Raw genomic sequence first — 16,673 nt, 5'->3', positions numbered from 1 at the left:
TATGGATAAAAATATATTAAACACAGTTAACCCAAACAATTACGAATACACAACAAACCATTTAGAAATAAGTGTTTTGGGCGGTATTAAACTCAATCACTTGGACAGCTTGCGAGTAACATTGAGCATCAAAAAAGTAAAATCAGAAATCAAACTACGTCACAATATTGATTTATACAACGATAACCAAGTTGAGAAATTAGTTAGAAAAGTAGCGGAACGTATAGAAATAGGAACATCAATAGTTAGAAGAATATTACAGGAATTAACCAACGAATTAGAAGCCTATCGCCTATCACAGCTTGACCAAGAAGATGCAAACGAGTTTACCATTAGAGAACTCACAAGCAAAGAAGAAAAAGAAGCTATCCAATTATTAAAGAAACCCAATGTATTACAACTTACAAATGACTTAATCGGAAATAGCGGAGTTATTGGAGAAGAAACAAACAGACTTTTAATGTACATCATCTTTACAAGTCGTAAAAGTGCAAATCCGTTGCATTGCATCAGCTTGGGAAGTTCTGGAACAGGAAAAACACATTTACAAAGTAAGGTTGCAGAACTGATACCGGAACACGATATAGTAGATATGACCGTATTAAGTGAGAATGCCTTTTATTACTTCAATCGCACAGAATTACAACACAAATTAATACTAATCGAAGATATGGACGGAGCAGAAAACGCACTCTATCCATTACGAGAATTACAATCAAAAAGAAGCATCACAAAACGAGTAAGTCATAAAGATAGAAACGGAAATACCAAAACTATAAAACTAACAGTTGAAGGTCCTGTATGTGTTGCAGGCTGTACTACACAAGAAAGTCTTTACGAAGATAATAGCAATCGTTCCTTTTTATTGTACATCGATGAAAGCCACGAACAGGATGAAAAAATAATGCAATATCAACGTAAACTATCGGCAGGAAATGTAAATATAGAAACAGAAATAAAATCTAAAAAACTATTACAGAACGCACAACATTTACTTAAAAAGATACGTATAGTTAATCCCTTTGCAGAACATTTACAATTACCACAATCCGTATTTAAACCAAGAAGAACCAATAGCCATTATTTACAATTTATAGAAGCAGTAACCTTTTACAAGCAATATCAAAGAGAGTGTAAATACGATGAAACTACAGGAGAAGAATATATAGAAACCACTATCGAAGATATAAGAGAAGCAAACCAACTTTTACAAGAGGTTTTACTACGTAAAAGCGATATGATTACAGGAGCTTGCAGAAACTATTTAGAAAGCCTTAAAACGTATTTAAAAACCAATAAACAAACTACGTTTACCAATGCAGAAATAAGGCGAAACCTACGTATAAAAGGAACGACTTTACGAAGATATCATACACAACTAACGCAAGATAATTACATCAAGAAAACCACTAATAATAAGTACAAAGGCTATATCTACGAAATTGTAAGCTATGAAGAATATACAGAATTACAGGAGCAAATAAACAATGCTTTAGAGAACTGTATTACTATAATGGAAGTGAGTCAGTAAGCCACTATTGAGCCACTAACAAAATGGCTCACTTAACTACCACGAATACAAATCATTAATCATTCATAACCGTAAACCACTAAAAAGGTATATGCGCAATAAAAAAAATACTCAAAAATGAAACATCTAAAATTACAAAGTGAGCATTATAAAGTATTGGTACAGAGTTATAAACAATGGTTAGATATACTTGGTTATGCAGAAAGTACAGTCTATAATTTACCCAATCATTTACAAGAGTTCTTCTACTTCTTGGAACAAAAACAGATTATAAATATCAATCATATTACATCAAAAACTACAAAAGAATATTACAAATATCTGCAAGAACGTAACAACGAAAGAAGAAACGGAAGTTTAAGTAAAAGCTATTTAAACAAGCATCAACAAGCTTTAAAAAAGTTCAAAGAATATTTACAGAATCACAATCATAAAGGCATCCATATTCATCTAAAATATGAAACCAATCCAACAGAAGAAAAACTAAATATACTTACACAATCAGAAATTAAAGAACTGTTCCAGGCAACCAGTTACTGCCATAGCGAAAAGCGTTTTAGATTAAGAGATAAAGCCATATTAAGTATTATTTATAGTTGTGGATTACGAAGAAATGAAGCAGTACACTTGGACGTTAAAGATGTTCTTTTTGATAAAGAAAGAATCTTTGTTAGAAAAGGTAAAAACTATAAAGAAAGGTTCGTGCCAATGAACGACTACAACTTGCGAGTATTAGAAGATTATATTTTTGAAGCTCGTCCAGACTTTACCAACTTTAGAGAAAGCGAAGCTTTATTTATAAGTCAACAAGGAAAGCGGTTAAATGGAATGTCGTTCGCTAATCGATTAAAAGCCATAGTGATGGCCACAGAAAATAAAAACATCGAAAAAAAGCAAATTACACTACACACGTTACGACACTCAATCGCAACACATTTACTACAAAAAGAAGTACCATTAGAAAGCATAAAAGCCTTTTTAGGTCATAGTAGTTTAGAAAGCACACAAATTTATACTCACTTACTTAAAACCGTTGAAAATGAATGATTATAGAACTTATTTACAAAAGCAAGATTATACAGAAACAACTACAGAAAACTATATAAAACAAGCACAATCATTTATAAAATGGTGCAATAGAAATCATACTACAGCTATCGAAATTGATTATAAAGATTGCTTAAAATACATTAGATATTTACAAAGAAAGAACACTACTAAAAAGACTGTAAACCATAGATTAGGAAGAGTAAAAACCTATCTAAATTATTTGGTTGAAGAAAGCTTTAAAAGTGAAAACCCAATAGAAAATACAACTGTAAAAGGTTCAAAAAGACACATCAATTATAACTTACTAGAAGCTGATGAATTAGAGGATTTATATTATAGTTTTAATACTGAAAACATCAAAGACCAATATCATAAATTAACAGCTAAAAGAGATAGAATAATAGTTGGTTTAATGGTATATCAAGGATTATGTACAACGAATCTAAAAGCGTTAGAAATAGAACACATACAAGTTTATAAAGGTAAAATCTATGTTCCGAGTCATAAGAAAATGAACGCAAGAGAATTAGAGCTAAAACCTTGGCAAGTCATAGAATTATTAGAATATATCAAAGAAATTAGAGAAGAAATAAAGCAACGTAGAAATATAGAAAGTGAACGTTTATTAATCCCAAATAATGACCGATTAAGCAACACAATATTCAATATCATTAAAAAGCTAAAAAAGACCAATCATAAAACTGAAAACATCAATCAAATAAGAGCAAGTGTAATTACAAATTGGTTAGGTCAATATAATTTAAGAAAGGTTCAATATTTAGCAGGACATCGTTATATAAGTTCAACAGAAAGGTATTTACAAGATGATTTAGAGAACTTGCACGAAATAGTAAACAACTTCCATCCGATAAGCTAAAAAGCTTCGCCACGCAAAAAAGCGTGGCTCGCAAACAAAAACCAATCACAACGCAAAACCCCACACAAGATAAAAGCCAGATTATTGCCGAAAAAGGCAACAAGCTTCTGTCTTTTATCTTGTTCCGCTCGCCACCACTTCTATGGTTTTTACGTCATATTTTTTGTAAGCCAACGCACAAACAGCACATTATTTTTTTAAGAAAATTTAGTTGTTTAAAGAAAGCTGTAATCTTAAAAAAATAAAGAGCTGTGCCAACGCTCAAAAACAAAAAATCCGCCATAAAAACCATCCCAAGCTATGTTACATAATAGAAGTTATAATAGCTTCCCTTTTGGTTGCCTTCGGCGAGTTTTTATTGTTGCGGGTGTAGTTATAACTGCTATTATGTAAAATATCCGCTCTTCCGACGCTTTTTTCCACCGACTTCTGCCATCGCACTACGAATCTGAAATATTTACTTCGTAAGCCAACGCACCGAATTTGCACAAAAAATACTGCACAAAAAGACACCAAGCACAAAAGCTTGCTTTACTTCTTTGATTGTTTTTTTGTACAACTCGTTCCGCTTACTGTTGTGTCGCTCTTTGCCGCTGGGCAACATTTTAAAAAGCTGAAGATTGCCAACGCTCAAAAATCCATCGCCTAAATCTTCATCTTTTTAAAACGCCAAATCTTACTCAAAATGCTGAACGTTTTAAAAGGTTGCGGAAGCTGTTGGCTGATGCGGAAGAGTTCCGCAAGCTTTTAAAATGAAACAAACGAAGTGCGTTAGTATTTATCCGAGTGAGCAAAAAGCGTTGGCAGAAAGGCGAATGGGAGTATTTTACATAAAACTGGTTATAACTACAGGTGGCGAAGCGTTGGGCTTTTTAGGGAATGTATTATAACCCGTTTTATGTAACATACCGAGGACGTGGGAGCAAGTGAAAGACAGAGGTTTTTGAGGCACGAAAATACTGGCTTTTACTTGCGAGGGCTTTATCAAATTAATGTATATTTATGGACTGAATGATGATGTAGAAAGGACGTTCTTATAAAATTTTTGAGTAGAAATGCCCGAAAAACTGACCCGTAGTTAAAAAAAACACATAAACGTCTATCCTTTTGGCTTACAACACAAAGGTTACAATAATGTCGTGAATGGTAGTGAGCACAAGTATAAATACCACGGAAAAGAACATCAAGAAGAATTAGGTTTAAATTGGTACGATTATGGAGCAAGGAATTACCAACCTGATATCGGAAGGTGGTTTAATCCAGACCCTTTAAGTGATGAGTTTCCGGAATGGTCACCTTATAATTTTGTAAAAAATAATCCTTCTTTTTATATAGACCCAACAGGATTAGCACCTGAAACTATTTACGAAAATATAAATAGCGGAGAAACAGTTGAAGTAAATGATGGTATCGACAAGACAATAAAAGTTAGTGATTCAGGCTTTAAGAAAGCAAAATTCTTTGCTAATGAAATAAATTCACAGCCAAATACTTTATCTGCAGGAGTTAGTCGAGAAATAGCTGATGGATATAATGAGTTTTACAACAGTGTAAATTCTTATGATGGTTATAGTTTATCAAACATATATGATTATGCCTTTAATGAGCCTAAACTAAATGTTACTGGAGAAGATATAGGTTCTGCTGGTGCTTTAGAAATGGTTGGAGGTCCAGTAGTTAAAAATGGAGGTAGTTATTTAGCAAAGCTACTGGGTAAGACACTTAAAATACAAAAGCATCATATTATACCTAAAGCTGTTTTTAAGCAATATAAGAAAGTATTAGCACCATTTATGAAATTAAATGGCGGTTTTAATCTTAAGAAACTTCCAACACCTTTTCACGGAAATCATCCACAGTATAATAAGTATGTTGGTAATTTAATAAACCAATTAGGCGTAAAAAAGAACATAAATCAAGGAAGTTTAAGAAGTTTGCAGAAAAATTTAAATAGTGAACTAAACAAAGCCTATGGTAGCGGAATGAAGTTGAATGATTATTTTAGAGGATTAAATAAAAAACTATAATGTTTAAAAGGATAACTAATTCATCAGAACCTAATGTAATCGGAGTAAACAATGGAGTTTATCAATTAGAGTTTAAGGGAAAAGAATTAAAGAAGAATATAAATTATAAGGAAATAGAAGAAACCTTACTAATAGGTAATATCGATAAGTTTTTAAAAGACCAAAATGGAATATCTAATTTAGAAATAAAGCATTTAAAAGGGAAGTTGTTAAAGAAAGCAAAGCTTACTGATATAATGGTTTTTTCACCATTCTTTTTTGGATATGAATATATCGTTAGTCAAAAATTTGTAGACTGTTTAGAGGAAGAAAAGGTAAATAAAAATGAATATCATTTAAGAAAGATTGAGATAATTGATGTAAAAGATAATTACTATCTTTTATTTGTGCCAATGATACCAAATACAGAAATTGTTTTTTCGGAATCGTTGATTTATCCAACTTTTGATGCTCTTTCTTCCGAAAAAAAATATTTTGATATAAAAAATTATGAGGACTATATTGAGCTTCAAGAAAAAGAACCTTTTAACTCATTTGATAAGGTAGTTTTAAATCCGAAGTACCAAGAAAGAAGTATTATCTATCTACAAGGTGTAACAGAATTATTTCTACGTGATTCTTTAGTGGAAAAAATGCTAACAAATGATGTTTCAAGTCTTGAAGTTAAACAAAAAACATTACTTTCTTTTTCCAACAAGGATACTTCTCTAAATTAAAGTTAAAACCACAGCGAAAGTTGTGGTTTTTTTATGCGTAAGCCTTTTTAGTTTTAGTATCTCTAATAAAAGCGTCAATAATTTTGGTAACCGTAGATTTATCGGGCACTCGCTATTTTAAACCACTACAAAAAGGTTCCAACATTGGAATTACCAGTAATAATAAGGTTTTAATAAAAACAAATTATTCAAGTCATAAAAAGGATATTCAAAAAACGAATATCCTTTTTTTTATTTTCAAAAACTAACGAAAATTCGTTTTGCTCGTTAAAAAGATTTTAGATTTTGCTCTATAATCACCTTTTTCAAGAATTACAACCAAGAGCAATTTTACAATCATTAAATTGTTGATTGGCTTCTACTCTATTTTTTCTAGCTTCTTGTATTTTCTCTTTAAAATGGTTTTTATCAGGAATTTTACCATTTACAACCTCAAAAGTTGTTAATCCAAATAAATCAGTTGGGTATCTCAGGTGTTGATAATATTCTACAAAACGTTTTAAATCTTTTAAATGTATTTTCTCATTTAAAGAATATTTCCCGTGTAAAAATTCAGTTTTATAAATACTATGTGTACTCTCGGACATCGAATTAGAAAAAGGGAAGTCTTTGGTTTGAGCAGTTATTTTACTAACAATTGGTGGTGCTTGTATATTTTGAACCCAAGACAAGAGTTCCCCTTTGTTCTCACTTCCACCATCAGATAGAATGTTAATCGGTTTTGTGGCATTCAATAAATTATATTTCTCAAATGTTTCAGCAAAGAGGTTTTTGATAAACTCACTTCCAGCTTTTCCATTGGTAGAACTATAATGTAAAATAGCTTTAGAAAAATTGTCTTTTACAAAAGCTACTTTTTGAATACCATCTTCTATGGTGTTTACTATGGTAATATCCACATGCAACCACTCAAAAACTCTTGAAGCTCTTAATCCTTTTTTCATTGGATATCTAAATCGTTTTGGTTTTATATACCCTAAAGCAGAAGCATATTTGTTAAAAGTAGATAATCCACAAAAAATTAAACCATTCCTCAAAGCAAAATAATATAAGGTTATTTTTCTTTTACCGAAGTTGGCAGGATCTGTAACTAGGTTTTCAATCACAGAAATTTCTTGAACAGTTAACTGATTCGGATGTTGGCGATAACATCTTTGAAAAGGGCTTATTCCACAAAGCAGTTTTCTTTTTTGATTGTAATACCAATCTTTAGAAATTCCATAATACTTACAGGCAGTTTTTACATTCACATTTGCTAAAGATTTCATCTTTTCTATGGACGTAATAATTTTGTCAGCGTGTAATTTTAGGAGTTTCTTGTTGTAAGAGAATTCTTGTAATATATGTAAATATCCTTTTCTGGTCTCTACTAAAAATCGTAAAGATTTATATAAAAAAGCAGATGCATAAACTTCTTTTATATTATCAAACTGTTCAACGTAAGAAGAAACCCAATCATCTCCATAATAGTTTTGGTGCTTGAATTGATTCCAATTATGTTTGGTGGTTTTGGGCAACTCACAGAGTTGTTTCGTATCTAACATTCCACTTGCATAAAGTAGAATTATCAGAGGATGATAATTTCTTTTGTACATTTTCTCATAGCTTTTTCAGAAGCTAAAATAGAGAATAATTGAAATATTAAATAAAATTAAAACCACCTCACAAGGTGGTAAAAAATTGCTATGAAAAAGAAGTTTAACTTATAGTTGTTTTATTAAGTTACTAAATTTGAATAGCTTGAAACCTTAAATGATATAATTCAAATAAAAGAAATAAATTTAACCCATTACTAAAAACAGGAAACTCATCTATGTTTTTACATTCAAGCCATTTTAATCTTTGAGATTTTACAATATGAAAAATGTCTTCTACACGCTTGATTGAGGAACCTTTTAAAAAATTTGAAGTATCTTGTGACATACCTGTAATCATAGATAAACAACAAAAGAAAGCAAAATCAGCATTTATTTTTCTTGTTTCTTTTAAATCTTTTAAATCTTTTAAAATAAAAGTCTGAATCTTTATAACACAAAGTTCAGCCAGTGATGCCATTTTATATTTATTTATACGTTTAGGGACTAATGGTTTTACGTTAGAATATAACCAGCCGTAGTGTAAGCTTGTCATTTTTTCAACTGCCTTATCAACAACATCTATATTATTTCCAGTTCTGTTGAAGTGTTTAGTTTTATAAATTTTTATAGCATTCTTAAATTCCTGCAGTCTAATCTCTACTTTTTCTAAAGGCAGTTTTATATCCTCAAAATCTTTTTCCAAATTTAGCTTATTTACAGTATTAATTCCCTTTATAATCTGGATGCAAAATTTTGTAAGCAGTATCTGTAGATTCTTTAGAAAAAAGTTTTATCTCCGATGAATCTATCTCATTGTTAGAAAATTTTATATTATTTTCAATACAATAATCTAAATCTATCTCAGACTTGATTTCATTCATACTCTTGTTTACAAAATCAATTACTTCTTGATTGAATATTTTTTTCATTTTTTTCTTATTTAATTAAACAAATGAATATCATAATATTTTATGTATTCCGATTTCTTTAATTTATTATACACAAATATTGCCAATTTAGCATCATAAATTGGTTTATCTCAAAATGGTTGTAAATTTACAAAAATATAAATTTAAAAAATCATTTAAATATAGTGAAAATATATTGATTTAAAAGAAGAAGAATATTTGTAAGTTTTTATATACTAACATTTTATCAACAATAAATTTCAAAATAAACTAATTTGCTCTAAGTTAAAAAGTCACTAAAAATAATTTGAATGCTTCAGTATCCAGTAGTTATCTTAGTCATTTTTTTAACTTTATCAAATCCACAATAGAGATGATTTTATAATATCGAACACAAGATAGTTCATGAAAAATATATTTATCTAATGGACGATTAAGAGACGAGACGAGCCTTAAAATTTCTCCATCAATTATAAAAATCATCTCTTTGATATAACCAAAGTGTGCAAAAGGATCAACATCGATAAAAATATTTCGAACCGTATTATAATATAAATTCAAAAATCCATCATTTTAGGCTTCAAACACTTTTTGAACAAAAAAAAATGAAATGGAGATTTTATTTTAAATCTCTTGTTGCATTTTGAATAATTAGAATTATGCTACCTAAAGAACTTATGAATTCTACTTCCTTAATTTATTAATTTTCTAATCGATTATATAATTTTATCTACAATTCCAATAACGGCTCTTAATCCGTTATCAATTCCTTGAATAGCTTCTGCTTTTTTATTATTTGCTAAACTTCTATCCTTTACAATCTTTATAATCTCAAGGAAATGTTCATTATCAATTTCCGATTTGCTAATAATACTTTTTATATCATTATCATTTAAACGTAGTAGTGTAGAAATTTCCTCTCTAAATTTAGCATTTGTATTTTCTCGAGCTTTTTTTGCTAGCTCATCCCAGTCAATTTTTCCCATTTTATTTCTTTTTAAGTTGGTTTAGTTTTGTTAAAAATTCTTGTCCTAATTTTTCAATATCTGCACCAGCGTTGCCAGCACTATTTAAAAATCCATCAATGGATAATTCCAATTCATTGATATCAAGCCCTAATTTAAAGCGATTAGAATAATCTTGTAATATTTGTAATCTATTTTCATTGACTTTAGAAGCCGAAATCAAGAGATTTTTCACTTCTTTAGAAGCCTCACTTTGAATTTTAAAATCTTTCAAAATAATTTCTTGAGTTTCTAAACGAGCCGTTTCTAGGACACTTTTCATTTCATTTCTTTGAACATTAATTTGTTTTGATAAGCTTGGGATGATAGAAGACATATTACTTTGAATATCTACTCCAGCAGGAATTAAAGCTTTGAATTGCTTCCAAATTTCTGAAGTGTAATCTCCATCAATAAAAATATCCACATCTTCTTTTTTCGCTTTGTATAGTTTATTGATTAGTACAACATTTAGGTCATAAGCTTTTTGGTTTTGAATAATAACTACCTCCATGAGATTAACAGATTCTTTAGGGATTGAAGCACATGATGTTACAATTAATGCAAGTAATACATATAAAATTTGTTTCATAATTCTTTATTTTGAGGTTGGTTTAATTATTAAATTCACTAACATATATGGATCTAATGTAAAATCATTCCATAATTTTTTTAAATTCCTATACAATTCATGTTCAGAAGACTCCACATTTTTAATTTCATCTTTTTTATGCACAATAAGATAAGACAGCAAATTAAAACAAGCAGTAACTTCTCCACAAGCAATTAAAGTATCTATAGTTGGTTTTGAAATACCATTAACATCATTAAACCAAAGGGTCGTTCCAAATTCTGTCGCTTTTTTACTCAATTCTTTAATGTTTTCAGGGATTTCTCCCAGATCATTTTTGATAGGCTCCCAATGAGTGCCATTTTCGGGTTTTTGATCTTCATTAAGACAACGCAATTCATAAATCATTGAAGAGACTGTTTTATTCCAATACTTTTTATAAATCGCCTTCGAATTCAGCCTTCGAAAACCTTTCAAGGAGACTTCAGCAGCCATATGAATCAAAGAATTAATCCGATCCAGTAAGAAAATACCCAAACTCATAGAAGGCAATTCAAATTTGAAACGACTCCCAGTCATTGCTTTTATTTTTTTGGCTGCAAAAAATAAAAGTATTTGAATACTCGTTAAAAAAGCAAATACAACAAAGAAAAGAGAATAGATCAATTTTGATTCCAGCCTATAAGACCAGATCACTCCAATTCCAAATAAAAGGAGCATGGGGACACTAAAGAGAAAACTAATCAAGAAGGTTATAAAATTTCTTTTGGTCGGTTTTAATTCTTCCATATAGGGAGAAGATACATCAGCGATAAAAAACAAATCTACGTTGTTACTAAAGGCACTACCACTTAAAAAACTCGAAGTACCCTGATTGTCAATAATGCCACCATCCATTAAGCTAATGGGTATTAATTCCTTATCGTCAACTACTGTAAAATCGTGCGGAAATAATATAGGCTCAAATCCTCCAGGAAAAGCAGAAGAAGCAGCCAGAGCATCTCCTAATTTTATATGATTGTAATACTTCTTATATTTCTTATCCAGTTCTCCATTTCCAAAATCAAATCGATTCGACCTTGTATTTTGAAAACGAAAAGAAAGACCGTCATTAAAACTAGTGGCATTTATAATTAAACGTTTTAAATGCGTTTTGTTATTTTCAATAGCATCATCTAAATCTGCAAAACTTTTATGATTGGTTAGTTTATTGTATTCGAGGGCAAATGCATTGATGGGATTCGCCCTTTTATGGCAAAATTTTCCTTTTCTAAGATTTTGAAATGCCAAGTCTGCCAAGTCATCTTTTTTTAGAAAAGCATAATATTCTAAAAAGAATTCATCAAAACCCAAACCCTCAATTTGAGATTGTGCATATTTTACAGCGGTAATACTCCCACCCGAAACACTTGAAATGGCTTTTACACTAGACAATAAACCCACCCTTTCAAAAAGTGACAAGGTACCAAGCGTAAAACTAGCAGCTCTAAACCCCCCACCAGAAAAAGCCAAGGCAATGTTTGTAAAAACTTTTTTCATCTTTTTAAAATTTAAGTTGCATCCAAAGTGGTCTATGATCAGAAATATAATATCTTAAGTAGGCTTTAAAGTTCTTTTTGCCATAATTCTGGAAAAATAGCATTGTCAAAATCAAAAACACCTTGCGATTGTATTTTTGATTTTATGGAAGGTAGAAAAGCAATTTGATCAAACATTTTATCATCGGAAATATTGGAGTACACTTTAGCTGAATGTTCAGGCAAAATAAGACCTCTTTTAATCAAAGCCGCATACACCAAGTCACCCTTTTCAATTTTCGGAATATTAAAATCCCCTAAAGCAATAATGTTTTTAGAAAATGAGTGTTTAGATTTATTTCTTAAATCGGCATATCTTCCAATAGCATAGGCCTCTAAAGCCCTTCTTTCGATAGAAGCTCTATTTGTAGAACCAGAAAAAGAATGTACCATAATTAAAACTAAAATCTGGTTATTCCATTGAAATGAGCATAAATATGGATTTCTATCAAAACCAGTAAATTTTTGAGTAATCCCTTTAATTTTAATAAAGCGTTGCTCATTAGGAGGAATACCAACCTCTCCAACCATTTCAGCGAGTTTTACCTTTCTACTATCATAGATAAAAGCAGAACGTTCGTTATTACCTCCTTTATCAGAAAAGATGACACTGTAGTGAGAGGGAAGTGCTGCTTCCAATAAGCGAATCCCTTCCAGTTTATTATTTACCTCTTGGATCGCTATGATATCAAACCATTCGATAACCATCGCTAATAAAGTATAATGTTCATTCCAACGATTTTGAGCCCCTAAATTGGCAATATTCCAAGAAGCAATTAATAATTCATGCTCGCTTTTAGCTGGAATTTTTCTTTTTGTTTTGTGCTTATTAAGGTGTTTCAATTCTTCATCTAAATCGAAGTTGAAGACAAATTTCGGTTTTGGGAATGCTGGCATCTGAAGGATTTTCAATAAAAATAAGGAAACTATTGATTGCAAGCTATTTAAAAAATAGTTTTTTGTTAAATTCAGGGGAAAAACCTTAAATAAGTAAAGTGTTTTTCCTTATTTCATAAAAACCAAGCATTTCAATTTTTCCAGTAGAAAACCATTTTAAATTTGAAAAAATAGAAGTAAGATTTATATTGAGAATAGTTCCTAATTTTGCGATAAAAAAACACTCAAATCAATGAGTGTTTAAGGATATTAAATTTTCATCGCATATACGATCACAACTCTTTTCTTCTTCAAGAAAGTAATAGAAATGATGGTATGCTGTTCGTCAAATAAGAGACCTAATTCAAGGTTTACATACTCTTGAAAACGAAGTGGTTCTTCAGCATAATCCTTAAGATAATACTGATGGTCTTTTTTACCGATGATTCTAATTTGCTTTAATGCTTTCATTTTAGCCAAATCTCAAAAGATTTTTCAAATCCACACCAACGATGATTTTGATCATATCCACGAGAAGCCAATTCAAAGCGAATTAGTTTTTCAAGTGGAATTTTATAAAACAAAATCAATCGAAGGATCTCGCCATCTTTGGTTGCAATTTCTCCAAGAAGTTGCTCAAAATGAGGCAAAGGTTCTTTGTCCATATGAAAGTCACGAATCTCATCATAGGTCATCTGACTATAATTTTCAGGTAAAATATCCAAAAAGGCCATCTCCATTTCTAAAGCCGTTGCTTCTTCGACCAAAGCCCAATCATTATCAGGGCCATGAATCACACCAAATTTTATATTTGCAATTCGGTATTTGAAGTTGAGCCACAGACAATGATGAATTGCTTTTTGTTGAGAGGCGAAAATGTCTAAATAAAAGTTTTCATCTTTCATGATTATTTCTTCTTTGGAGCAGTCACATGACCATTTAAAGAAATAATATCCTCATGCGAAGATTTAAGATCACCCGCTTTCTTTCGAAGCACCTTTTGTGTGTTAAACAACGAACGACATTTTACATTAAAAGAAGCATACGAAACTGGCGATTCTCCATTTTTTAAAGAAGCTACATATCCATCATACCAAACTTGATTGTTTAATTGATGGTCTTTTGCTTTGACCAAAACATCAAAAGCAGTTGTAGCAACGGTATTTAAACCACGCTGTTCGTCAGAGATTTCAAAACCAAGGTTTTTAATCTTTCCCTGTTGCGCTTCAGTTGCATACTTGAGCAATACTGAAAGGTCTTTTCGATACTCTTTCAAGCGATTTACTAATACTTGTTTTTCAGCTTTCGCTTCTTCAATTTTCGCTTCTACGACAGGTAAAAGCAGTTGATCAGATGAGATGTTTTCAATAAGTACATCCACGGCATTTAATTGTTCCATAATATTTGGATTTAATGTGTCTAAAAGACACGGTTTATATTCAATTTTTAATCCAGACTTGATACACAACCAAGTCTTTTACATTCAATTTTTGATATTCAGCGATACTTAATAACTCTTTATTCGCCTCTTTAAGAGTGTCAAAGCAGTCAAAGGGAACGGAAGTCAATTTGTAGAGATCCCTCTTGTTAATAGAAGAAATATACACTCCTAAAACTTTGCGAATAACACCAGCTTTGAGAAGTAACGCTGTGTAATTGGATCGATCATACGCATCCCATACAGCAGTTTCTTTACTCGCTAGATAATGCAAGGGATTTCCTTTCGTGTTAAAAAAGATATCTAATTCAGTTTTAGAAAAGGAAAGTACCTCTATTGTTTTTTTATGGAGCATGGCACTGATGTATAATAAAACTCCAATGTCGTCTCCAATAATTTTTAATAGCTCTTGATCAGTCTTTAATTCCAAACGTGCTATTGTCCAATCGGTTTGATACAGAAATAAAGCAATGTTGATCAATTCTTCACGAGTTAAACTTTCAGAAACTTTCGGTTGAATAATCGAATGATTTTCATCAAAAAAAACATCGGCTAACGCTTCCAAATAGAATTTGATTCTTTTGAGTTCTCTGAGCTTCATAGTTCAATATCTTTAGGGTCGCAATGATTTTCAATGGTCGCTAATAAGTAATTATAATCACTAGTTTTTGCTTCATCAAGAACGGCTTCAATCTCTTCAGAAGTCCAACCCTCTTTGCGAGCTTGTTTGCGAAATACACTCATAATTGCATAAGCATTTCCGTTTACGCCAACCAAATTAAGGTCAACAGTTTTTTCAATAATTTTCTTCATATCTATATAGTTTTGTGGTGCAAATCGCACCGATTCATATTCCATTTGTTTTAAGTTTTGAATTAATCTAAACTATTGATAAAAAGGGAAGACTACTCCCTAAAAACAACCAGCTGTTCTGCCAAACACCCGAGCATACTTACGACAAGCGTATTATTCATAAAAAAGGCACGTTGCCCCCATGGTACTATTTTTAAGGAACCGATTTCTTGCCAGAGAGAATTTTAGAAACTTTGTAGGCTTCCTAGTTGCATCTGTTTGATTTTTAATCCTATTTTTTTCTAAAAAACTCATATCGGATAATTGGCAGTTAAAACTTCTGTTTTACGTTTACGTGGTTTTCCTTTGATACCTTTTTGAGCGGCAAGTGGTTTATCAAAGTTCAAGGTGTACCACCCATTTTTTTGAGTGTAGGAGTCTAGTATGTCAGAAGGGTAGCCACTTAATAGAAATTTTCCCTTGATATTGGACAAGGTTTCTAAAAGTTTGATATAATCTTCCTCTGTATAACCACTATAAAAAGACTGACAAGAATTAAAATAGGGAGGATCAACATAGTGAAAGGCATCTTTAGCATCTCTACTTTTGATGACTTTGTTGGCATCATTGTGTTCAATTTGAGTATGCTCTAGTCGTTTATAAATTTCAGTATCAAAACGAAGCTTTTTATTGTTCATTTTGAGAACTTGCTTGCTGTATTTATCGTAGCCCCAAGAACCAATTTGACAGGAAAACCCCATATTAGTGCCTACGTAGAAAGCCCAGGCCTGTTGTAATTTATTAAATAAATGAGGCATTTTATAGATGACCAATGCCACTTTGTAACTCGCTCTTGAAAACAACGTAGCTTCTACTTTTGCTTTTAAAGAATTGAAATCAGTTTTAACGACTTCATAGAAATTAATGACCATATTGTTGATGTCATTAATGGTTTCCGCTTCACTTTTTTCTTTAGCGAAGAAGATAGCTCCACCACCGAAGAAGGCTTCTGTATAAATACGATGTTTAGGGATTAAGGGAAGTATGGTGGATACTAAATTTTGCTTTCCTCCATAATAGGAAATGGGTGTTTTTTTCATAATAGGGATGAAATAATTTAAAGATGGGTAAAAGAAGAATTACGAAGTACATCAAGATGCATTCGTAATTTTCAAAATGTGTAATTGTTGTTATAGGATTCCGTTGTCAGAGAAAGAATAATAACTTTCAGAAGTCAAAATTAGATGGTCTAATAGTTTGACATCAAATAAGGCGACTCCTCTTTGTAGTTTTCTGGTAATTTTTTGATCCTTTTCAGAAGGAGTTAGTTTTCCAGAAGGATGGTTATGCGCTACGATGATATGCGTTGCATGAAATAAAAGTGTCAATTGAAAAATTTCTCGAATATTAACCATCACTCCAGTAACATCTCCACAACCAATCGTGGCAATTCCCAATACACAATTGGCTCGTGATAAGAATATTGTCCAAAAGAATTCTTTGACATCCAAAATATTGGGATTAATAAATTCTTTTAGGAGATGACTACTATCTCTCGAAGAGCTAATTTTCTTCATCGTATTGAATAAAGGGCGTTTGTAATGAAGGGTTACTTCATAAGGTCTCATAAGATCATGAGTGGTTGCATTTGTTTCCATATTTATTTAATTTAAAGTACTATCGTAGCCCTATTCTTTCTTTAGAATTGACCTACGATACTGCTGTTTAA

At 31.2% G+C, this 16,673-nt stretch carries 20 protein-coding genes; 6 read left to right on the top strand and 14 right to left on the bottom strand.

From position 1 onward, the window contains the following. Position 1 precedes the first annotated feature (1 nt). The 6 genes from BTO16_RS17735 to BTO16_RS11505 all read left to right on the top strand — a co-directional run bounded on the left by BTO16_RS17735 (position 2) and on the right by BTO16_RS11505 (position 6,201). Positions 2-1,531: a hypothetical protein gene (locus tag BTO16_RS17735; protein ID WP_105021833.1), complete on the top strand. Its 1,530-nt coding sequence runs from the start codon at positions 2-4 to the stop codon at positions 1,529-1,531. 117 nt (positions 1,532-1,648) lie between these two features. Beyond that, entirely contained in the window at positions 1,649-2,578 is a 930-nt protein-coding gene (locus BTO16_RS11520; protein WP_105021832.1) for a tyrosine-type recombinase/integrase, read from the top strand. Then, positions 2,571-3,458, top strand: a complete 888-nt coding sequence (locus BTO16_RS11515) for a tyrosine-type recombinase/integrase (protein ID WP_105021831.1) — start codon at positions 2,571-2,573, stop codon at positions 3,456-3,458. Before BTO16_RS11520 ends, BTO16_RS11515 begins: the two co-directional genes overlap by 8 nt. A 752-nt stretch (positions 3,459-4,210) precedes the next feature. Further along, entirely contained in the window at positions 4,211-4,348 is a 138-nt protein-coding gene (locus BTO16_RS17640) for a hypothetical protein (RefSeq protein WP_170064458.1), read from the top strand. 201 nt (positions 4,349-4,549) lie between these two features. After that, positions 4,550-5,485: an RHS repeat domain-containing protein gene (locus BTO16_RS11510; protein WP_105021830.1), complete on the top strand. Its 936-nt coding sequence runs from the start codon at positions 4,550-4,552 to the stop codon at positions 5,483-5,485. Next, positions 5,485-6,201: a hypothetical protein gene (locus tag BTO16_RS11505; protein ID WP_105021829.1), complete on the top strand. Its 717-nt coding sequence runs from the start codon at positions 5,485-5,487 to the stop codon at positions 6,199-6,201. Before BTO16_RS11510 ends, BTO16_RS11505 begins: the two co-directional genes overlap by 1 nt. Positions 6,202-6,506: 305 nt before the next feature. Here BTO16_RS11505 and BTO16_RS11500 read toward each other — a convergent pair whose 3' ends face one another. From BTO16_RS11500 to BTO16_RS11435, 14 genes are all read right to left on the bottom strand, one after another. Continuing rightward, positions 6,507-7,796 (bottom strand): hypothetical protein, encoded by a 1,290-nt coding sequence (locus BTO16_RS11500; protein WP_105021828.1) that lies wholly within the window; start codon positions 7,794-7,796, stop codon positions 6,507-6,509. Positions 7,797-7,926: 130 nt separating this feature from the next. Beyond that, the gene (locus BTO16_RS11495) at positions 7,927-8,481 is read right to left on the bottom strand and encodes a hypothetical protein (protein ID WP_105021827.1); all 555 of its coding nucleotides are present in this window, start codon (positions 8,479-8,481) and stop codon (positions 7,927-7,929) included. A 19-nt stretch (positions 8,482-8,500) separates the two neighbouring features. Then, positions 8,501-8,707, bottom strand: a complete 207-nt coding sequence (locus tag BTO16_RS11490) for a hypothetical protein (RefSeq protein ID WP_105021826.1) — start codon at positions 8,705-8,707, stop codon at positions 8,501-8,503. 695 nt (positions 8,708-9,402) lie between these two features. Next, positions 9,403-9,672 carry a hypothetical protein gene (locus BTO16_RS11485; protein WP_105021825.1) on the bottom strand — a complete coding sequence of 90 codons (270 nt, stop codon included), beginning with the start codon at positions 9,670-9,672 and terminating at the stop codon, positions 9,403-9,405. Position 9,673: 1 nt separating this feature from the next. Beyond that, the gene (locus tag BTO16_RS11480; protein WP_105021824.1) at positions 9,674-10,282 is read right to left on the bottom strand and encodes a hypothetical protein; all 609 of its coding nucleotides are present in this window, start codon (positions 10,280-10,282) and stop codon (positions 9,674-9,676) included. Between the two features lie 6 nt (positions 10,283-10,288). Then, a complete protein-coding gene (locus BTO16_RS11475; protein ID WP_105021823.1) occupies positions 10,289-11,800 on the bottom strand; it encodes a patatin-like phospholipase family protein in 1,512 nt (503 codons plus the stop codon). Between the two features lie 65 nt (positions 11,801-11,865). Further along, positions 11,866-12,735 carry an endonuclease/exonuclease/phosphatase family protein gene (locus tag BTO16_RS11470; protein WP_105021822.1) on the bottom strand — a complete coding sequence of 290 codons (870 nt, stop codon included), beginning with the start codon at positions 12,733-12,735 and terminating at the stop codon, positions 11,866-11,868. Between the two features lie 249 nt (positions 12,736-12,984). Then, on the bottom strand, positions 12,985-13,185 hold the full coding sequence (locus BTO16_RS11465) for a hypothetical protein (RefSeq protein ID WP_105021821.1): 201 nt from the start codon (positions 13,183-13,185) through the stop codon (positions 12,985-12,987). Then, positions 13,182-13,619: a hypothetical protein gene (locus tag BTO16_RS11460; protein WP_105021820.1), complete on the bottom strand. Its 438-nt coding sequence runs from the start codon at positions 13,617-13,619 to the stop codon at positions 13,182-13,184. Before BTO16_RS11460 ends, BTO16_RS11465 begins: the two co-directional genes overlap by 4 nt. Before the next feature lie 2 nt (positions 13,620-13,621). Further along, on the bottom strand, positions 13,622-14,113 hold the full coding sequence (locus tag BTO16_RS11455; protein ID WP_105021819.1) for a hypothetical protein: 492 nt from the start codon (positions 14,111-14,113) through the stop codon (positions 13,622-13,624). Positions 14,114-14,153: 40 nt separating this feature from the next. After that, positions 14,154-14,753, bottom strand: coding sequence for a hypothetical protein (locus tag BTO16_RS11450; RefSeq protein WP_105021818.1), 600 nt, complete (start codon positions 14,751-14,753; stop codon positions 14,154-14,156). Next, entirely contained in the window at positions 14,750-15,010 is a 261-nt protein-coding gene (locus tag BTO16_RS11445) for a hypothetical protein (protein ID WP_105021817.1), read from the bottom strand. Before BTO16_RS11445 ends, BTO16_RS11450 begins: the two co-directional genes overlap by 4 nt. Positions 15,011-15,255: 245 nt before the next feature. Next, positions 15,256-16,044 (bottom strand): DNA adenine methylase, encoded by a 789-nt coding sequence (locus BTO16_RS11440; protein ID WP_105021816.1) that lies wholly within the window; start codon positions 16,042-16,044, stop codon positions 15,256-15,258. Between the two features lie 90 nt (positions 16,045-16,134). Further along, positions 16,135-16,602 (bottom strand): JAB domain-containing protein, encoded by a 468-nt coding sequence (locus BTO16_RS11435; RefSeq protein WP_105021815.1) that lies wholly within the window; start codon positions 16,600-16,602, stop codon positions 16,135-16,137. Positions 16,603-16,673 lie beyond the last annotated feature (71 nt).

It is taken from the genome of Polaribacter glomeratus, from assembly GCF_002954665.1.
GTDB lineage: Bacteria > Bacteroidota > Bacteroidia > Flavobacteriales > Flavobacteriaceae > Polaribacter > Polaribacter glomeratus.
This window is presented reverse-complemented; position numbering and strand designations above follow the sequence as displayed.

What these genes read in the sequence shown, in the direction of transcription:
- BTO16_RS17735 (WP_105021833.1), top strand. Translation starts at nt 2, where the DNA reads ATGGATAAAAATATATTAAACACAGTTAACCCAAACAATTACGAATAC.
- BTO16_RS11520 (WP_105021832.1), top strand. Translation starts at nt 1,649, where the DNA reads ATGAAACATCTAAAATTACAAAGTGAGCATTATAAAGTATTGGTACAG.
- BTO16_RS11515 (WP_105021831.1), top strand. Translation starts at nt 2,571, where the DNA reads ATGAATGATTATAGAACTTATTTACAAAAGCAAGATTATACAGAAACA.
- BTO16_RS17640 (WP_170064458.1), top strand. Translation starts at nt 4,211, where the DNA reads ATGAAACAAACGAAGTGCGTTAGTATTTATCCGAGTGAGCAAAAAGCG.
- BTO16_RS11505 (WP_105021829.1), top strand. Translation starts at nt 5,485, where the DNA reads ATGTTTAAAAGGATAACTAATTCATCAGAACCTAATGTAATCGGAGTA.
- BTO16_RS11500 (WP_105021828.1), bottom strand. Translation starts at nt 7,796, where the DNA reads ATGTACAAAAGAAATTATCATCCTCTGATAATTCTACTTTATGCAAGT.
- BTO16_RS11490 (WP_105021826.1), bottom strand. Translation starts at nt 8,707, where the DNA reads ATGAAAAAAATATTCAATCAAGAAGTAATTGATTTTGTAAACAAGAGT.
- BTO16_RS11485 (WP_105021825.1), bottom strand. Translation starts at nt 9,672, where the DNA reads ATGGGAAAAATTGACTGGGATGAGCTAGCAAAAAAAGCTCGAGAAAAT.
- BTO16_RS11480 (WP_105021824.1), bottom strand. Translation starts at nt 10,282, where the DNA reads ATGAAACAAATTTTATATGTATTACTTGCATTAATTGTAACATCATGT.
- BTO16_RS11475 (WP_105021823.1), bottom strand. Translation starts at nt 11,800, where the DNA reads ATGAAAAAAGTTTTTACAAACATTGCCTTGGCTTTTTCTGGTGGGGGG.
- BTO16_RS11470 (WP_105021822.1), bottom strand. Translation starts at nt 12,735, where the DNA reads ATGCCAGCATTCCCAAAACCGAAATTTGTCTTCAACTTCGATTTAGAT.
- BTO16_RS11465 (WP_105021821.1), bottom strand. Translation starts at nt 13,185, where the DNA reads ATGAAAGCATTAAAGCAAATTAGAATCATCGGTAAAAAAGACCATCAG.
- BTO16_RS11460 (WP_105021820.1), bottom strand. Translation starts at nt 13,619, where the DNA reads ATGAAAGATGAAAACTTTTATTTAGACATTTTCGCCTCTCAACAAAAA.
- BTO16_RS11455 (WP_105021819.1), bottom strand. Translation starts at nt 14,113, where the DNA reads ATGGAACAATTAAATGCCGTGGATGTACTTATTGAAAACATCTCATCT.
- BTO16_RS11450 (WP_105021818.1), bottom strand. Translation starts at nt 14,753, where the DNA reads ATGAAGCTCAGAGAACTCAAAAGAATCAAATTCTATTTGGAAGCGTTA.
- BTO16_RS11445 (WP_105021817.1), bottom strand. Translation starts at nt 15,010, where the DNA reads ATGGAATATGAATCGGTGCGATTTGCACCACAAAACTATATAGATATG.
- BTO16_RS11440 (WP_105021816.1), bottom strand. Translation starts at nt 16,044, where the DNA reads ATGAAAAAAACACCCATTTCCTATTATGGAGGAAAGCAAAATTTAGTA.
- BTO16_RS11435 (WP_105021815.1), bottom strand. Translation starts at nt 16,602, where the DNA reads ATGGAAACAAATGCAACCACTCATGATCTTATGAGACCTTATGAAGTA.